This window comes from Dryocola boscaweniae, from assembly GCF_025215095.1.
In the GTDB taxonomy this organism is placed as follows: domain Bacteria; phylum Pseudomonadota; class Gammaproteobacteria; order Enterobacterales; family Enterobacteriaceae; genus Dryocola; species Dryocola boscaweniae.
In genome coordinates this window covers 1-17,010 of record NZ_JALHAP010000082.1, presented here as the reverse complement: position 1 = coordinate 17,010, position 17,010 = coordinate 1, and the positions used below count along the sequence as shown (strand labels likewise).

Sequence of the window (17,010 nt, the reverse complement as noted above, 5' to 3'; positions counted from 1 at the left end):
ATTTTTCTTTTTATAACCTCTCTCGCGGTTTCAGATAAGCATCACCTGAAATGAGCGCCATTGGCTGTATAAGCGCCTCGCTTATTCCCTTTCCTGAAGACCGCGCCGCGGCTTTCTCCACATAGCCTGTTAATTGCGAACTATCCTTAACGACGGTTTACTTTTTTCGGTTAGGGGAAAATGATGACGAAAATGACCAGCGACTTTTTCATTGAGCGCCTGAAAGCCTGGGGCGTCACCCGGATCTATGGTTATCCTGGCGATGGCATCAATGGCGTACTCGGCGCCTTACAACGCGCTAACAAAGCGGGCGAAGGCATTGAGTTTATTCAGGTGCGTCATGAAGAGATGGCGGCTTTTATGGCGGCGGGTCATGCCAAGTTCACCGGCGAACTGGGGGTGTGTCTCTCTACCGGTGGCCCCGGTGCCACCCATCTGCTGACCGGGCTGTATGACGCTAAGCTTGACCACTCGCCGGTACTGGCGATCGCCGGTCAGGCGGAAGTGACCGCGCGCGGTGCGAGTTATCAGCAGGAATTAAACCTCGATCGCGTTTTCGCTGATGTGGCGAACTTTGTGCAGGAGGTAGGCTCGCCCAGCCAGTTACGGCATCTGGTGGATCGCGGCGTGCGTATCGCAGTGGCGCAGAACGGCGTGACGGTACTGGTATTGCCGAAGGACATCCAGGACGAACCCTGGCAGGCGCCGCCGCATACTCATGGCTTTACCCATTCGGGAACGGGATATCAACGGCCGCAAATAGTGCCTTATAAAGCGGATCTTCAACGGGCGGCGGATGTCCTTAACGCCGGAAAGAAAGTGGCGATTCTGGTGGGGGCCGGAGCGCGCAGCGCGGCGCTGGAGGTTGTGCAACTGGCCAACGTTCTCGGCGCTGGCGTGGCAAAAGCGCTGCTGGGCAAGGATGTGCTGCCGGACGATGCGCCTTTTGTTACCGGCTCGATTGGTTTGCTGGGCACAAAGCCGTCTTATGACATGATGATGAATTGCGACACCCTGTTGATGATCGGCACTGGTTTTCCCTGGACAGAATTCCTGCCGAAAGAGGGACAGGCCCGTGCCGTGCAGGTGGATATCGATCCGGCGATGCTTGGGCTGCGCTACCCGGTTGAAGTCAACCTGCATGGCGACGCGGCGGAAACCCTGCGCGCCCTGCTGCCGCTGTTAGACCATAAAACCGATCGTAGCTGGCAGGAAGAGATCGCCCTGGGCGTCAAAGAGTGGTGGCAGACGCTGGAGGAGCGAGCGATGGCCGAGGCCAAACCGGTCAATCCTCAGCGTGTGGTGTGGGAAATGTCGCCGCTGCTGCCGGATGACGCAATCGTCACCTCCGATTCCGGCTCCTGCGCCAACTGGTTCGCCCGGGATTATAAGGTAAAGCAGGGACAACGCGCCTCACTGTCCGGCGGCCTTGCCTGCATGGGCGCGGCGGTGCCTTACGCCATCGCCGCCAAATTCGCCTACCCGCAAAAAGTGGTGGTGGCGCTGGTGGGAGACGGAGCGATGCAGATGAACAATATGGCGGAGCTTATCACCATTCAGAAATACTGGCAGGGCTGGAGCGACCCGCGTTTGATTGTTTGTGTATTCAACAATCAGGATCTTAATCAGGTCACCTGGGAGCAGCGGGTGATGGAGGGCAATCCGCGTTTCGAGACGACCCAGGAAATCCCCGATGTCGGCTATGCCCGGTTCGCGCAGTCGCTGGGACTAAAAGGCATTTCCGTTGACGATCCGCAGCAGTTGCAGAGCGCCTGGCAAGAAGCGTTAACGGCCGACCGTCCGGTGGTGCTGGAAGTAAAAACCGATCCAGAGGTTGCGCCGCTGCCGCCGCATATCACCCTGAAACAGGCGAAAGCCTTTATGGCTTCAATGGCTAAAGGAGATCGCTCCGCCGGGAAAATTTTCGTCGACACCGCAAGTCAGATTGTGAATGAGATATTGCCCGGGAAAAAATCGTGACGTCAACCATGGTCAGGCATAACAAGCTGGAATCCCGATCGTCAGGCCAAAAATAAGGAAATAAAACGCCCGTTCACCTCATGATTAACGGGCGGGAAAGGTTGTAAAGCCAGAGTTTAAGGACGGGCGCGATAAGCCTCCAGCCCCGAATGGCGCTTTATTATTGCGACGGCAGCAGCTCAGTCTTGATCCAGCCAGGCTTGCGCTTATCAAAGCTTTCATAGGCGGAGACTACATCGGATAACGGCTCTACCTGGGTCAGTACCTGAGTCGGATCGATTGCGCCCATGCGCACCAGTTCCAGCAGATGCGGGATAATGGCGTGGTGGTTGCAATTGCCCATCTTCATGGTCAGGTTTTTATTCATCGCCATACCGATAGGGAAAGTCTGCGCGGCGGGAGGGTAAACGCCGATAATGCTCAGCGTACCCGCTTTTTTCAGCGCCTGAATCGCCCATTCCAGCGCCTGAGTCGGGGCGTCGCCCGGGACCCAGTTTCCATTGCGCACATGCTGATGCTCAGAATTTTCCGGCGCCACCTGTTGTACTTCCTTGCGATATTGCTCCTTTTTCTGTTCGGCCTGTTTCGCCGCCGGGCCATGATGGGCGTGCTGGCTATCAACTCCCACGGCGTCGATGGCGATATCGACACCCATGCCGCCGGTAAATGTTTTGATGGCCTCCAGCGGATCTTCTTTCTCAAAATTGACGGTGAAAGCGCCCTGTCGACGCGCCATCGCCAGCCGATCTTCCTGCGGATCGATAGCGATTACCCGCCCGGCCCCCATTAACAGCGCGCTGGCGATAGCAAACTGGCCGACCGGACCGCAACCAAACACCGCCACGGTCTCTCCGCGTTTGATTCCCGCCATTTCCGCGCCGAACCAGCCGGTGGGGAAAATATCGCTGATTAGAATCGCCTGTTCATCGCTGACGCCCTCCGGCACCTTCACCAGCGTATTAGCGGCAAAGGGGATACGCGCTTTTTCCGCCTGTAACCCATCGATCGGGCCGGTAGCTTGCGGGCCGCCAAAAAAGCAGGTACCGGCCTGCGGGCCGTTCGGGTTGGCATTATCGCACTGGGCGGTATTGCCGCTGCGGCAGGGTGGACAGTAGCCGCAGGAGAGCGTGGAGCAGACCACCACTCGATCGCCGATATCGAAATTCCGCACCCGATCGCCCAGTTGCTCGATAATGCCGACGCCTTCATGGCCGAGAATAGTGCCCTCCTTCATGTCGCTGAAGGTGCCGCGAATAAAATGAAGATCGGTGCCGCAAATCGCCGAGGCGGTAAGGCGAATAACCGCATCGGTGGGTTGTTCAATCTGCGGCTCGGCGACCTCATCAAGACGGATATCGCCGATAGCGTGCCAGACGAGAGCTTTCATACTGTCTCCTCAGTGATACACAAGGGCCGCATAGCGGGCTGTTCATGCCCGCTATGACAGCCGGATTAACTCAGAGAGGAAAAAGTATAGTCAGCGATCGAATGGACTGTGGGCGACAGCCCCCTGCCTGGTGGCCGTCAGCGGCAGGAATACGTAAGGAAACATGTCCATATCAGGTGCCAATTAAGCGGCCTGGCAGGCATATATCGTCCCGTCCGAAGCCAGCTTCCACCCATGACAGACCAGATGTACGAGTCCAACTTTACTGACACCACGATAGCGCGCAACGCCCGGCGGACACATGCAAGCGCAGTTGAGGAGATAACTTTCATGCTTTTCCCCGGAATGCATTAATTTGCTTTTCTGGTTTGCTCCGATGTTCCGAAATGAGCGGTTTCTCCTTGAGCATGCTCACCAGAGCCGTGCACCCGTCTGAGTTGGATAACCTCGCCGCGCTGCCATGCATCGGCCCCTTCGGCAACAGGATGCGCCACCAAATCCTCACGCTCACCTTTGATGGCCGACGTATTCACATCAAGCCGACGATCTCTGTCCGCCAGTAGGGCCGGGTCAAGCTGCCCTTCCCCGGTAAAGCCCATCATCAGCGCCGGAATGCCAAGCGGCAGAGTCTTATCGCGATCGGTATGCCAGATATGCCAGGTTTTTCCATAAGTATTAACAATCTTGCTCATCAACGCTTTGTCGGCCGCAGCAGGCAAGCCAGGCGCGGCCAGACTGCCGGACTTCACTTCATACCGATGGCTGTGCCAAAGTTTTTTTTCCTCCGGCGGCAGCGTGTTAAACAGACGTTCGCTAATAATGTATTCGACGCCCATCAGCCGGGCATCTTTTGTATTGCTGTCGTAAATCACTGCCTGCATGACTTCGTCATTGAGCACCGTTACGTAGTGATGGGCTTCCATCTGGCCATTTTTATCGCCGTTATAAAAATGGAAACCGTCAAGATACGCGCTTATTGCATCAACAGGCGGACGGGACTGGATAATCTGCGCGCCGGTTTCAAGGGTGCGCATTTGGGCAGAAGTTTTTTCACCAGGAACTGGCGTTTTCGGAGGGGTATTATTCGCGCCGCAGCCCGTCAACGCCAGGCTTGTTAAGATTAAAAGAGATAATGGTTTCATTCGCTCTCCACGTCATAGCAACAGCACTGAACTTAGTACACTCCTGGAGATTCAGCAGTAGAAATTCTCCCTATAGGGTTTGCTCAAAAATAGCTGTTGTTGGTTTATAAGATCGCCTGTTGATTCAGAAAGACAAATAAACCTTATAAAAAACGGCCTTCCCTGCGGAAAGCCGTTTTTGTTTGAGGCGTTAGCTCTGAGACTAAAACCAGCTACGGCCTGCGGCGACATTCTCACCACGTTCGGGAGGCCGTACATCCACCGGCTGCGTGGAGAGGTGTTTTACCCAAAGGTCAGCGATCCACTTGACGCCGCGTGCGGTAAAGCGCGCCTGAGCCCAGGTACGCTTGTTCTCGCCGGTACCGCTATGAACGGTAAAATAGCCTGCCTGAATATAAGATTGTGCAGGCATCAGAACGCCGCTTGCGCGGGTCATGATGTTGCGCTCCAGCAAAAACTGTCGGAACTCCGGCTCTTTCACCTTCAGCATTTTACAAAGCTGGCGAAAACCAAGCGAGTCATTGACCTTAACGTACCAGTCAAAAAATTCTGCCTTCGGGGCAATAAGAGCAAGCTGCTCCTCTGCCCGCTGGCGTTTTTCATACTGCTCGGCCCACGCATGCGCCGCAACCGCTGGATTAGTAAAGTCTGGCAGGCCGATGCTCTTTTCACGTTCCTGCCAGCGATCCAGCACTTCTACCGTAAAGCCCGGCGATACGCTCGCAACGGTCAGCAGTGAGTCTCGCTTATTTAGCAAAAATTCCTGCCGCATCTCACCTTCTTGCTCATACTGGTTAGTTGTGACCGACTGCGACAGGCGCTGCGCCGTTTCCAGGCTTTTGACCATACGCTTCACTTCTTTATGAGCGATGCCCGTCAAGCTGGCGATTTCACGACTGCTCATTATGGGAGACCGATCGTGCGAACTTAAACTTTCCAATGGAATCACCATATTTCCCCCTAACCAGTACTATTAACGAATAACCTTTCGAAGAAATAGTATACAAAGACCTGTTTAAATATCCAGTATTTTTTTTGAGCAATGGCAACGCTTTGAAATGGGTGCTTTTATTTTTACGCCGATGCGCTGGCGCATGGGAAAGGCCCGTATTAGCCTGGCGAATTGTTCGCCGGTAAGCTGGGTGAGATATTTTGGCAGGGGCAATAAAAAAGCCGATAACACAAAATGTTACCGGCTTTTCATTTTCTGAGGCCAGATTAAGACGAGTTACGCACTCAGCAATTGCTGCGCTGTTTTATCCACCAGCGCCAGCAGGACCTTAATGTCTTCCAGGCTGACCGTTGGGTTTAGCAACGTCAACTTCAGACAGGTTACGCCATCAAACTCGGTCACCCCGACGTTTGCACGCCCGGATTCCAGCAAGGCATCGCCAATTTTTTGGTTTAACAACGCGATTTCGTCATTGCCCGCAGCCGTCCATTCAACAGGACGATAGCGGAACAGAACGCTTGCCAGTTGCGGCTGCATCACCAGTTCCAGAGCGCTTTGCTCCATGATGTAATGCGCTACTTCCTGGGCCAGGCTTACACCGCTATCGATAATCGCGGCATATTGCTTCTGACCTAACGCTTCCAGGCCCATCCACAGTTTTAACGCATCAAAGCGGCGGGTGGTTTGCAGAGATTTAGACACCAGATTCGGCACGCCCTGAGCTTCGTCGAACTCTGAGTTCAGGTAAGCCGCCTGATAGCGCATCAGCTCATAATGACGGGCTTCTTTTAGCAGGAACGCGCCGCAACTGATGGTCTGGAAGAATTGCTTATGGAAGTCCAGGGTAATGGAATCCACCAGTTCAAAGCCATCCAGGTAGTCGCGGTACTTCTCAGAAAGCAGTAACGCCCCGCCCCACGCCGCATCAACGTGCACCCAGATATCGTGTTCGGCCGCAAGCGTCGCAATCGCACGCAGAGGGTCAATTGCGCCAGCGTCTGTCGTGCCCGCTGTTGCCACAATCGCAAGGATCTGCTCGCCATTGGCCTGGGCCTGCGCCAGTTTTTCGGTTAAATCGTTCAGATCCATACGCGCAAACCGATCGGTTTTCACAAGCGTAACGGACTGATAACCCAGGCCAAGCAAAGCCATGTTCTTCTGCACCGAGAAATGGGCATTTTCAGAACATAAGACTTTAATCTTCTTCAGGTTACCTGTCAGGCCATCCTGCTGGATAGAGTGTCCCTGACGGGCAAAGAAAGCGTCACGCGCCAGCATAAGCCCCATCAGGTTACTCTGGGTGCCACCGCTGGTGAACACGCCCGCGTCACCCGGCTGATAACCCACCTGAGCGCGCAGCCATTCGATAAGCTTCATCTCGATAATGGTCGCAGACGGGCTTTGATCCCAGGAGTCCATGCTCTGGTTGGTGGCGTTAATCAGCACTTCCGCGGCCTGGCTTATCACCAGGCTCGGGCAATGCAGATGCGCGACGCACTGCGGGTGATGCACCGACAGGCTGTCCTTTAAGAAGTATTCAATCGCGCGTTCAATTGCCGCCTGGTTGCCCAGGCCCTGCGGATTAAAATCAAGCTTGATGCGTTCACGCAGTTCGGCAACGGTTTTCCCCTGATACATTTCAGGTTGCTGTAACCACTGCACCACGGCCTGGCTGCTTTGTGCAATCGCCTGCTGGTATGCCTCGGTGCTTTGCGCTGAGGCCGCCAGAATCGGGTTTAACTCGGACATTGCGATAATTCGCTCCATTCAGACAGGTTTGATGCCAGCCGCTAACAGGGCCTGTTCAAATTTATCCAGGAAAATATTTAACTCATCGTTGGTGATGAGCAACGAAGGCAGCAGACGTAGCACGCAGCCGTTACGGCCGCCGCGCTCCAGAATCAGCCCGGCCTGGAAGCATTTTTTCTGCAGCAGAGCGGACAGCTCGGCATCCGCCGGGTAGCAGCCCATACTATCCTGCGCTTCATTTGGCTTGACGATTTCAATGCCGATCATTAAGCCCAGACCGCGAACGTGACCGATAACCGGATAACGTTTTTGCAGCTCGGCCAGCTTGCCTTTCAGCCATTCACCCTGCGCGGCCACTTTGTCCGCAATATTGTTTTCTTTCAGATGCTGCAGCGTCGTAAGACCGGTCGCCATCGCAAGCTGGTTACCACGGAAGGTGCCGGTATGGTGGCCAGGTTCCCAGGCGTCGAACTGCTTTTTGATGCCCAACACGGCCAGCGGTAAACCGCCGCCAACGGCTTTTGACATCACGATGATGTCCGGCTCAATGCCCGCGTGTTCGAAGGCGAAGAATTTACCGGTACGCGCGAAGCCTGCCTGAACCTCATCGACGATCAGCAGAATGCCGTGTTCCTGGGTAACTTTACGAATGCGCTGCAGCCACTCGGCAGGAGCCGGGTTTACGCCGCCTTCACCCTGAACCGCTTCAAGGATGACGGCCGCAGGTTTGCGCACGCCGCTTTCAACGTCGTTAATCAGGTTTTCGAAGTAATAAGTCAGCGCCTTGACGCCTGCCTCGCCGCCAATGCCCAGCGGGCAGCGGTACAGATGCGGATAAGGCATAAACTGCACTTCCGGCATCATGCCGTCGACCGCTTCTTTCGGCGATAAGTTGCCGGTAACCGACAGCGCGCCGTGGGTCATGCCGTGATAGCCGCCAGAGAAGCTGATAACGCCTGAACGACCCGTGTATTTTTTAGCAAGCTTTAACGCGGCTTCAACCGCATCAGCACCGGATGGACCGGTAAACTGCAGGCAATACTCTTTACCCTGACCGGGTAATAAAGAGAGAAGATATTCGGAGAAGCGATCTTTCAACGGCGTTGTCAGATCCAGTGTATGTAACGGCAAGCCGCTGGTAATGACATTTTGGATGCTTTTCAGCATGTCAGGATGATTATGCCCAAGAGCCAGGGTTCCGGCTCCCGCCAGGCAGTCAAGATACTGATTATTCTCAACGTCTGTTATCCAAACGCCTTCGGCTTTTGCGATAGCCAGTGGCAGTTTGCGTGGGTAGCTCCTGACATTCGATTCAAATTCAGCCTGTCTGGCTAAATAAGTTTCGTTGTTTCCCTGTAATGAATTTGCACCTAAAGTATCAATACGGACTTTATCCGTCATCATATCACTCCTACAACTGGGGTCATGAGTCGCACCGCAGTTGAATAATTAAAAGAAAAGTAAGGGCCTGCGAAAAACGCGGCCAATATAGGTTTTTTTAGCCCGCTACTCAATAATTTATTTCGTCAGAAAGCGTTTATATTTTTGATTAAATATCAGCAAGTTATATGCAAATAAGATTTTTATTCCGCTAAACATGGATTTTGCAGTCGTTAATTCTACACATGCAAGGCGGTGTATTGGCAAGCCGTTGCTCCTTCAGGCTTTCCAGCAGGGAACGGTTAAAATTACGAAATCACGTATATTGAATGCATGTTATTTAATAGCGATAAGCCGATTTTAAAACGGGGTATTTTATCTGCGCGGCTTACGAACTTTATTCTCATACAGGACGTTTATTCAAAAATTTATTATCGGAGCGGATATAAACAGGCCAATAAAATAGCGCTTCGTTAACGCCGGCAACAATGAAATCCGGCCCGTGTGGGATTAAATTTGATTTAAGATTAACCTCAGGTAAATCCTGTCAGCTCCCTTTCTTTCCCGACGCAACGAGCCTGCTGCGCCCGCAGGCGAGATTTCTAACTTTAATTCAGCAGGTTAAGATTAATCTGTTTGTTAATTTCTTTTTTTCCAGCACGCTGGTGCTTGTGCATAACCTGAAAGCTGCGGCGGCTGCCCCCCTTCTTCTTTTATGGCCGCTTCGTTTAATGGTGCCTGCGGCTTAACTCGCCATTGAATTGTTATTCAGGCTATGTAAAATCACGGCTACTATGCTTACCCCATGCGAATCATTTTGCTATTCCGGACCAGGACGTTTCCTGCTCAAAAGGTAAAATGGACATGGGCGTTTCCCACTCCATGGACTATTTTTTCCTCTGCGGCACTGGCGCTCCACGGCAGTCGGGTTTAAACCATTTTTTCAGGGAAAGTCACGATGAAATTGCGAAATTTGTTAGCCCTACTTGTGGTCACAAGCGTAGTTGGATGTAAAGCACCACCCCCGAAAATGACGGACGATACCCTGGTCACCAGCGAAATTAACGGTGTGACGCTCACCCACCGTTACGCGGTAGCCGCGCCGAGCGAATTCACGCCGATCAACGCCAGCTATCGGGCGCTCTATCCCGGCTCCATTATGAGCAAACCGGATTTCGGCGGTAAGGTCATAAGCCAGCTAGAAAATGGCCAGACCTATACGGTACTTGGTCAGGTAGAGCATTCCTGGCTTGCGATTGCCGAGCAGGACCAACAGGAAATGCTGGGTTATGTGCCGATGCGCGCCGTGGTTAAAAGCGAGCTTTACGCCCAGACGCTGAAGAAAGACAGGCCTCGTCCGCGCCGTGCCGCGAAGAAAGCCGCTTCCACCTGCGTTGCCGTCGATAACGACAGCAAAGCCTGTCAGAACGCCAATAGCGGCACGTGGATAATCGATTAACCCGTTAGGGTTCAGACAAAAGAAAATATTTAAAACAATCAGTTACCATGAGAATATAGGGGCGTTTCCGGCAACAACCTCTGATTGATGCGGCGCCCCGCTCATCATTATTCACTTTGGCTTTCAAGGAATTTTATGAAACTCTGGCTCTCTGGTGTGGCACTGCTACTGGCATCTACAACCGTGTTGGCAGGGAACTATCGTATTGTACAATCCCCTTCGCAGAAGCTGGATGTCTGGATAGATAACATCAAAAACAACTCCCCGCAGAGCTGGTGCGATACAGCACTTGCGCTGCGTATTGTCGCCAACGGTGATAAAAATCCCGCCTTACTGAATACCTTTATGCCGCGTCTTGGCACCCTGCTGGAAAATCAGTGCGAAAAAATCGAAAGCGTTAGCTGGCGGATGGAAGACAGCCAGGGCGATACGCTGGCCTACGGTACCTCGTCGAAAAACAACGACTGGGCGGTGACCATCGCGCCTGTCGTTGCGGGCGTAGCAAACTCGGCTGAACGCGCCGAAGAGATGTCGCCGCCGGCTGATCGCACGCCGTGGCAGGAATTCACCCTTCAGGATGGATGCCATCTGCGCACTTTCTGGCAGGGGGACGCAAACACTTCCGCCCTCTTTATCCCTGATGGCAAATGTGAAAAAGGCGGCTGGCTCAACGGGCGCAGCGAAATCGTCCAGAGCGGCAAAAACGGCGAAAAACGCCTTGAAATGACCTTCGTACACGGTTTCCCGGTCAGCGGATTAAACAGCAAAGCCAATGCGGACAGCCTGCTTATTACCGGCCTGAATAATGAACGTATGGTGGTCAGCACGGAACATGCCCCACAAAGCTGGATGATTCTGCCTTATAAACCTGAGCTGAACGGCTGGCAGGCCAGCGGCACGATTGCCGTTGAAGTTCCAAGGGAAATGGCGCTTGATGAATCCCGCTTGCAGGACCGTCTTAACGAGGTGCGCAATGTCTGGGCCGGCTGGCTTGAGCCCGACACTACCATAACGCTGTTATTGATTGATTCCCTGCATCCGCAATTGCGCGATCCGGCAGTCGGCGCCTGGCGTGCCCAGAAATAACCCTGAATATTCGTCAATTTTCGAGCAGAGAAAGCAATCATGACAGATAACGATTACACCCCGAGGATCCCCGACGCTCTGCCGCCGGGTTATCGTTTCGACGAGTTTGAAATTCAGGAAGTCATTGATTCGACCAACGCCGGTATTATCTACCGCGCCTGGGATCATCAGCTTGAACGCCCGATTGCCATCCGTGAGTTTATGCCGCGGGCGCTGACGGTCCGCAGCGATAATATGCGCTTGGTTCTGCGCAGCAAGCAGGATAGCACCGCGTTTAATGCAGGCCTGAACAGTTTTATTCAGGAAGCGCGCCAGCTTGCCCATTTCAACCATCCGAATTTGTTGCAGGTTTTACGCTTCTGGACGCTGAACGAAACCGCCTATACCGCCACGCTGTTTTATAGCGGCATTACGCTTGCGGAACTGCATCAGCAGCAGCCGGATATCATTGATGAAGCCTGGATACGGCGCATGCTGCCCATGTTGTGCAGCGCGCTCGCAGCACTTCATGAGGGCGATTATATTCATCGCGACCTGTCGCTAAAAAGCGTTCAGATTCAGGACAACGGCATTCCGTTACTGCTTAACTTTGCCGCCTCGCGCCGGGGCGTCAACGGCATAAGCGATGAAAGCAAAACGCTGCTGCATCCGGGCTTCGCCCCGCTCGAACAGTACACGGAAGACCTGGAAAACCAGCTTGGTCCGTGGACAGATATTTATGCGTTAGGCGCCGTGCTCTATACGCTAATCACCGGCACCAGTCCGCAGGCAAGCGTGGCTCGTAGCATTCAGGATACCTGCGTTCCTCTTGCCCAAACGCAGCCAAATGGTTATTCGCAAAGTTTGCTGCTGGCGGTTGACCGTGCGCTGGCGCTCAAGCCCGAAGACCGTCCGCAATCTATCGCAGAATTTGCCGCTCTGGCAGAGATCCCGTTGGGCGATATCGGCGAATTATCAGGCGCCAAAAAGCCCGGTACAATGCTGGTGGCGGTAGAGGAAGAAGAAGCTGACGCAGGCGCACTGCCCTTCTGGAAACGCTACAAATCCCCGTTGCAGATTGCAGCGGGCGTTGTGGCGGGCATTATTGTTGGCGCGCTCATCTTTGGCCGGGCGCCGCAAACGCCTGCTGATGAACACATCGCGGCAGGCGAAACTACGGCTGCGAAGAGTAAAGCCGACGCAGCGCCAGCACCTGCCGCCGCTGCGGCAAATGGCCTGATTGCCCGCGTTTATATTCATATTAACGACGGCGAAGAAATGGAAGTGAACGGCAAACCGCAAAAAAATGTCCCCACCACCAACGGCTACGGCATTCTGCAACTCCCTGCGGGAAAATATGAAATTACGCTGCGTAATCAAAGCCAGTCGCGCAGCGTAACGGTCGCCGTTGATAAACCCGGCACCTGGCTTTTAAATCCGCAACAATAAACCTGAAGTGGCGACGGTAATTTATCTGCTTTCGCCAATTTTGCTACATCCTGCACACAGGCTGGTTCAAATTCGTCTAAGGTTTTCATATGGTTGATCGCAGTAAACTTTGGCTGCGATCCTGTAAAGGAGAACAATAGATGATAAATCCTGTTTTGCGCCGTCCACGAACGCTGCTGCTTGCTATTCAGATGGCGCTGGGCTGCGCCTTCGTTACTTTCACTCTTCCCGCCACCGCAGACGACAACCCGCAAATCCGTACCCAGCCGCAGCCGCCGGACGCGCTACTCGGCCCGTTGTTCACCGATGTGCAAACCGCGAAGCTTTTCCCCGACCAGAAAACATTTGCCGATGCGGTCCCGAAAAGCGACCCGCTGATGATTCTGGCGGATTACCGGATGCAGCGCAGCCAGTCCAGCTTTGACCTGAAGCATTTCGTCCAGGTGAATTTTGTGTTGCCGAAAGAGGGCGAAAAATACGTTCCGCCTGAAGGGCAAACGCTGCGTGAACATATTGATGGTTTATGGCCCGTGCTGACACGCACGACCGATAGCGCGGGCAAATGGGATTCTCTGCTGCCGCTGCCAAAACCCTATGTCGTGCCCGGCGGCCGTTTCCGCGAAGTTTATTACTGGGACAGCTATTTCACCATGATGGGACTTGCTGAGAGCGGACACTGGGACAAAGTGCAGGACATGACCGATAACTTCGCCAGTGAAATTGACACCTGGGGCCATATCCCCAACGGCAACCGCAGCTATTATTTGAGCCGCTCACAGCCGCCGTTTTTCTCCTTTATGGTCGAACTGCTCGCCAGCCATAACGGCGATGAGGTCTACAGTAAGTATTTGCCGCAGCTAAAAAAAGAGTACGCTTACTGGATGGAAGGCAGCGATAGCCTGTCGCAAGGCCAGGCAAATAAGCGCGTGGTGAAGCTTAAAGACGGTTCGGTTCTCAACCGTTACTGGGACGATCGCGATACGCCGCGTACCGAATCCTGGCTTGACGACGTGACCACGGCGAAAAATAACCCGAATCGCCCGGCTACGGAGATTTATCGTGATTTACGCGCCGGTGCCGCATCGGGCTGGGATTTTAGTTCGCGCTGGATGGACGATCCTAACCAGTTAGGCTCTATTCGCACCACCTCAATCGCGCCGGTAGATTTGAACGCGCTGATGTATCAGCTAGAGAAAACGCTGGCGCGAGCCAGCAGCGTGGTAAAAGACGACGCGGCGGCTAAGGAATACCAGCAGCTTGCAGAGGCGCGCCAGAAAGCCATTGAAGCGAACATGTGGAATGCCAAAGAGGGCTGGTATGCGGATTACGATTTGAAACGTAACGCCGTGCGAAGCCAGCTAACCGCAGCGGCATTGTTCCCGCTTTATGTGCATGCGGCATCAAAAGATCGCGCGGATAAAATGGCCACGGTCACCCGCACGCAATTGCTTAAAGCCGGCGGGCTGGCGACCACCAATGTGAAAACGGGCCAGCAGTGGGATGCGCCAAACGGCTGGGCCCCACTGCAATGGGTCGCTACCGAAGGTTTGCAGAATTATGGACATAAAGACCTGGCAATGGAGGTCACCTGGCGCTTCCTGACCAACGTTCAGCACACCTATAACCGCGAGAAAAAACTGGTGGAAAAATATGATGTGTCGAGCACGGGTACAGGCGGCGGAGGCGGCGAATATCCGCTGCAGGATGGCTTCGGCTGGACCAACGGCGTGACGCTAAAAATGCTCGATATGCTCTGCGGCAGCGAGAAACCTTGCGATTCAACGCCGGATAAACTCCCTTCGGCAACGCCTGGACCGGCTACATCCACAACGCCCGATAAAGCTCAGGAAACGCCGCAACCTTCTGCTGTTCAATAATCGCCCACGGCGGGTTGCGCATCAGCGCCATCCGCAACATTTCTCCTGGCGGGTAGCCCTGGGCTTACCCGCCCTGTTCACTGCCTTTCCTGCCAGAATCCGCACTTGAAACCGCCAACAATAACGATAATAATTCGCATTCAAAATACAGTGGCACCCTCAGATGCTTTAAGGGCCTGATGGCCGACAGCGTCCGTTTGTGATTACAACTATACCTTCACGGGAAATAATAAGATGAAACTGGCATTCACCGTAAAGCGTTCCGCTTTACTCTGCGCGCTTGCACTTGCCGCTCCGGCATACGTTATAGCGGAAGACACGGTTGTCGTCACAGCCAAACCACCGGAAACTTCCACCAGTCAAACTCAGGGTTACACGGCGCCAATCAGCCGTGGCGCCACTAAAACCGATGAGCCTCTTATTACTACCGCTCAATCCGTTTCCGTCGTAACACGCCAGCAAATTGAAGATCAGGGCGCGATGACCGTAAACAGCGCGCTGAATTACACGCCGGGCGCTTTCACCGGCTTTGCCGGAGGCGCAACCCGTTATGACACCGTTGCCCTGCGCGGTTTTCACGGCGGCGATGTAAACAACACCTTCCTTGACGGGCTACGCCTGATGAGTGACAGCGGCAGCTATAACGTGGTGCAGATCGATCCGTGGTTCCTGGAGCGTATCGACGTCATCAAAGGGCCGTCTTCAGCGCTTTACGGGCAAACCATTCCCGGCGGTCTGGTGATGGAAACGTCCAAGCGTCCTCAGTTTGTCGAAGAAGGCCATGTCCGCGCCCAGTACGGCAATAACAATACCAACGGCACCGCGTTCGATTACACCAATGCGATAAACGACGAATGGGCCTGGCGCCTTACCGGTATGACCAAAAATACCGATACTCAGTACGAACACACCCGTGAAGAACGCTACGCAATTTCCCCCTCCGTCCTCTGGCAGCCTGATGAAAACACATCCCTGCTGCTGCGCGCGTATCTGGAAAAAGATCCCTCCGGCGGTTTCCACGGCTCCGTACCGGGCGATGGCAGCATTTATTCCAGCACCGGTCGTAAGCTCAGCACCGGTTTTTCTGACGTCGAGCCGGGTAACGACGAGTTCAAACGCCACCAGCAGATTTACAGCTACGAATTTGCGCACAGTTTCAACGATGTGTGGGCGTTCCGCTCCAATGCGAGCTACACCCACTCGAACGTTGACCTGAAACAGGCTTACCAGATTGGCTGGGCCGACGCGGCGCACAATGAACTGCTGCGCTATTACAGCGGCGAAACGTCGTCACTTGACGCCTGGGCAATTGATAACCAACTGGAAGCGGATTTCGCAACCGGCGAGCTGGAACACAAGGTCGTGCTGGGCGGTGAATTCCATAAGTACACTAACACCCTGTCCGACGATTCTGCTTATACGACCAACCTTAATCCGTGGACGGGGCAATCTGGCGGCCCGGGCGGTTTCTGGTACTACGATCCCCGTGACCCAACCTATTCCACCATCAATCAGGGTCTGCTGACAAAATCCGGCAAGCGCCAGTACGAGCAAAGCGGCGTCTATCTGCAGGATGATATGAAATGGAATCAGTGGCATATGACGCTGTCGGGTCGTTACGACCATATCGTCACCAAAAGCCATCTTGTTGCGCCAGCCGTCGAAAGCGACGTGACCGATAACCGTACTGACGACCACTTCAGCGGCCGCGCATCCTTATTGTATGCGTTCCAGAACGGTGTCTCGCCATACGTCAGCTACAGCCAGGCGATTACGCCGCAGGTGCTGTCGGGAGCGGATGGCAAACTGCTGAAACCAACGACCGCCGAACAGTATGAAGCGGGGGTGAAATACCAGCCGATTGGCAGCGCCGATATGTATAGCGTCGCACTTTATGATTTGACTCAGAAAGATGTGGGCAACCGTAACGTGCAGGGCAGCTACTTCGAACCGGCAGGTAAAGTACATTCTCAGGGCGTTGAACTCGAAGCACGTTCGCAGTGGAACGATCGCTTCTCGACAATCGCGGGCTATACCTGGAACAAAGTGCGCTTTAAAGACGCGATTGACGGAAACGATGGCAACACGCCATACGTAACGCCGGATCAAATGGCAAGCGTGTGGGGGATGTTCAAAGCGGACTTTGGCATCAGCATGGGCGCAGGCGTGCGCTACATCGGTAAACAGTGGGCGGATAACGAAAATACGCTGCGCGTACCTTCCGCCACGCTGCTTGATGCCATGGTTCGTGCCGATATGGGCGCGTGGACGCCAGCGCTGAAAGGCGCATTCGTACAGGTTAACGCAACTAACCTGACCGGCCGTGATTACGTTGCTGGCTGCTATGGCACCGGTTATTGCTACTGGGGCGCTGAGCGTTCCGTTATCGCCACCGTGGGTTACGATTTTTGATCGGCTAAAACGAAAAACGGCCCCGAAAGGGGTAATGCCAGTCAGTTAAGCAACTGACTGGCTGTTTTCTTCTGAGGTTTTGGGTATTTCCAGGGCCTCTCTTTCACCACTCTCGGGAACGCTCTTTCCCTTCTTATCGGTAGCTTCACCATCTGCGC

General features: G+C 54.0%; 13 protein-coding genes. 7 read left to right on the top strand and 6 right to left on the bottom strand.

The window, feature by feature from the left end; genetic code table 11:
• Positions 1 to 183 precede the first annotated feature (183 nt).
• Positions 184 to 1,980 carry a thiamine pyrophosphate-requiring protein gene (locus tag MUA00_RS17460; protein ID WP_271124274.1) on the top strand — a complete coding sequence of 599 codons (1,797 nt, stop codon included), beginning with the start codon at positions 184 to 186 and terminating at the stop codon, positions 1,978 to 1,980.
• Positions 1,981 to 2,140: 160 nt separating this feature from the next.
• Here MUA00_RS17460 and MUA00_RS17455 read toward each other — a convergent pair whose 3' ends face one another.
• The 5 genes from MUA00_RS17455 to MUA00_RS17435 form a co-directional block, all read right to left on the bottom strand.
• Positions 2,141 to 3,367: a zinc-dependent alcohol dehydrogenase gene (locus tag MUA00_RS17455; RefSeq protein ID WP_271124273.1), complete on the bottom strand. Its 1,227-nt coding sequence runs from the start codon at positions 3,365 to 3,367 to the stop codon at positions 2,141 to 2,143.
• Positions 3,368 to 3,717: 350 nt separating this feature from the next.
• Complete coding sequence (locus MUA00_RS17450; RefSeq protein ID WP_271124272.1) at positions 3,718 to 4,509, bottom strand: OBAP family protein; 792 nt, start codon at positions 4,507 to 4,509, stop codon at positions 3,718 to 3,720.
• A 202-nt stretch (positions 4,510 to 4,711) separates the two neighbouring features.
• Positions 4,712 to 5,461, bottom strand: coding sequence for a phage antirepressor KilAC domain-containing protein (locus tag MUA00_RS17445; protein WP_271124271.1), 750 nt, complete (start codon positions 5,459 to 5,461; stop codon positions 4,712 to 4,714).
• A gap of 276 nt (positions 5,462 to 5,737) precedes the next feature.
• Entirely contained in the window at positions 5,738 to 7,210 is a 1,473-nt protein-coding gene (locus tag MUA00_RS17440) for a pyridoxal phosphate-dependent decarboxylase family protein (RefSeq protein WP_271124270.1), read from the bottom strand.
• Positions 7,211 to 7,228: 18 nt separating this feature from the next.
• A complete protein-coding gene (locus MUA00_RS17435) occupies positions 7,229 to 8,614 on the bottom strand; it encodes a diaminobutyrate--2-oxoglutarate transaminase (RefSeq protein ID WP_271124269.1) in 1,386 nt (461 codons plus the stop codon).
• Between the two features lie 464 nt (positions 8,615 to 9,078).
• Here MUA00_RS17435 and MUA00_RS17430 point away from each other — a divergent pair, with 464 nt between their 5' ends.
• From MUA00_RS17430 to MUA00_RS17405, 6 genes are all read left to right on the top strand, one after another.
• A complete protein-coding gene (locus MUA00_RS17430) occupies positions 9,079 to 9,339 on the top strand; it encodes a hypothetical protein (RefSeq protein WP_271124268.1) in 261 nt (86 codons plus the stop codon).
• Between the two features lie 209 nt (positions 9,340 to 9,548).
• Positions 9,549 to 10,049 (top strand): SH3 domain-containing protein, encoded by a 501-nt coding sequence (locus tag MUA00_RS17425; RefSeq protein WP_271124267.1) that lies wholly within the window; start codon positions 9,549 to 9,551, stop codon positions 10,047 to 10,049.
• 135 nt (positions 10,050 to 10,184) lie between these two features.
• Complete coding sequence (locus tag MUA00_RS17420; protein ID WP_271124266.1) at positions 10,185 to 11,135, top strand: hypothetical protein; 951 nt, start codon at positions 10,185 to 10,187, stop codon at positions 11,133 to 11,135.
• Between the two features lie 39 nt (positions 11,136 to 11,174).
• Entirely contained in the window at positions 11,175 to 12,563 is a 1,389-nt protein-coding gene (locus tag MUA00_RS17415) for a serine/threonine protein kinase (RefSeq protein ID WP_271124265.1), read from the top strand.
• 140 nt (positions 12,564 to 12,703) lie between these two features.
• Positions 12,704 to 14,440 carry an alpha,alpha-trehalase gene (locus MUA00_RS17410; RefSeq protein ID WP_271124264.1) on the top strand — a complete coding sequence of 579 codons (1,737 nt, stop codon included), beginning with the start codon at positions 12,704 to 12,706 and terminating at the stop codon, positions 14,438 to 14,440.
• A gap of 234 nt (positions 14,441 to 14,674) precedes the next feature.
• Positions 14,675 to 16,852 carry a TonB-dependent siderophore receptor gene (locus MUA00_RS17405; protein ID WP_271124263.1) on the top strand — a complete coding sequence of 726 codons (2,178 nt, stop codon included), beginning with the start codon at positions 14,675 to 14,677 and terminating at the stop codon, positions 16,850 to 16,852.
• Positions 16,853 to 16,893: 41 nt separating this feature from the next.
• Here MUA00_RS17405 and MUA00_RS17400 read toward each other — a convergent pair.
• The coding region (locus MUA00_RS17400; protein ID WP_271122610.1) for a hypothetical protein at positions 16,894 to 17,010 on the bottom strand (117 nt) is incomplete at its 5' end.

What these genes read in the sequence shown, in the direction of transcription:
- MUA00_RS17410 (WP_271124264.1), top strand. Translation starts at nt 12,704, where the DNA reads ATGATAAATCCTGTTTTGCGCCGTCCACGAACGCTGCTGCTTGCTATT.
- MUA00_RS17435 (WP_271124269.1), bottom strand. Translation starts at nt 8,614, where the DNA reads ATGATGACGGATAAAGTCCGTATTGATACTTTAGGTGCAAATTCATTA.
- MUA00_RS17440 (WP_271124270.1), bottom strand. Translation starts at nt 7,210, where the DNA reads ATGTCCGAGTTAAACCCGATTCTGGCGGCCTCAGCGCAAAGCACCGAG.
- MUA00_RS17460 (WP_271124274.1), top strand. Translation starts at nt 184, where the DNA reads ATGACGAAAATGACCAGCGACTTTTTCATTGAGCGCCTGAAAGCCTGG.
- MUA00_RS17430 (WP_271124268.1), top strand. Translation starts at nt 9,079, where the DNA reads ATGAAATCCGGCCCGTGTGGGATTAAATTTGATTTAAGATTAACCTCA.
- MUA00_RS17415 (WP_271124265.1), top strand. Translation starts at nt 11,175, where the DNA reads ATGACAGATAACGATTACACCCCGAGGATCCCCGACGCTCTGCCGCCG.
- MUA00_RS17450 (WP_271124272.1), bottom strand. Translation starts at nt 4,509, where the DNA reads ATGAAACCATTATCTCTTTTAATCTTAACAAGCCTGGCGTTGACGGGC.
- MUA00_RS17420 (WP_271124266.1), top strand. Translation starts at nt 10,185, where the DNA reads ATGAAACTCTGGCTCTCTGGTGTGGCACTGCTACTGGCATCTACAACC.
- MUA00_RS17445 (WP_271124271.1), bottom strand. Translation starts at nt 5,461, where the DNA reads ATGGTGATTCCATTGGAAAGTTTAAGTTCGCACGATCGGTCTCCCATA.
- MUA00_RS17405 (WP_271124263.1), top strand. Translation starts at nt 14,675, where the DNA reads ATGAAACTGGCATTCACCGTAAAGCGTTCCGCTTTACTCTGCGCGCTT.
- MUA00_RS17425 (WP_271124267.1), top strand. Translation starts at nt 9,549, where the DNA reads ATGAAATTGCGAAATTTGTTAGCCCTACTTGTGGTCACAAGCGTAGTT.
- MUA00_RS17455 (WP_271124273.1), bottom strand. Translation starts at nt 3,367, where the DNA reads ATGAAAGCTCTCGTCTGGCACGCTATCGGCGATATCCGTCTTGATGAG.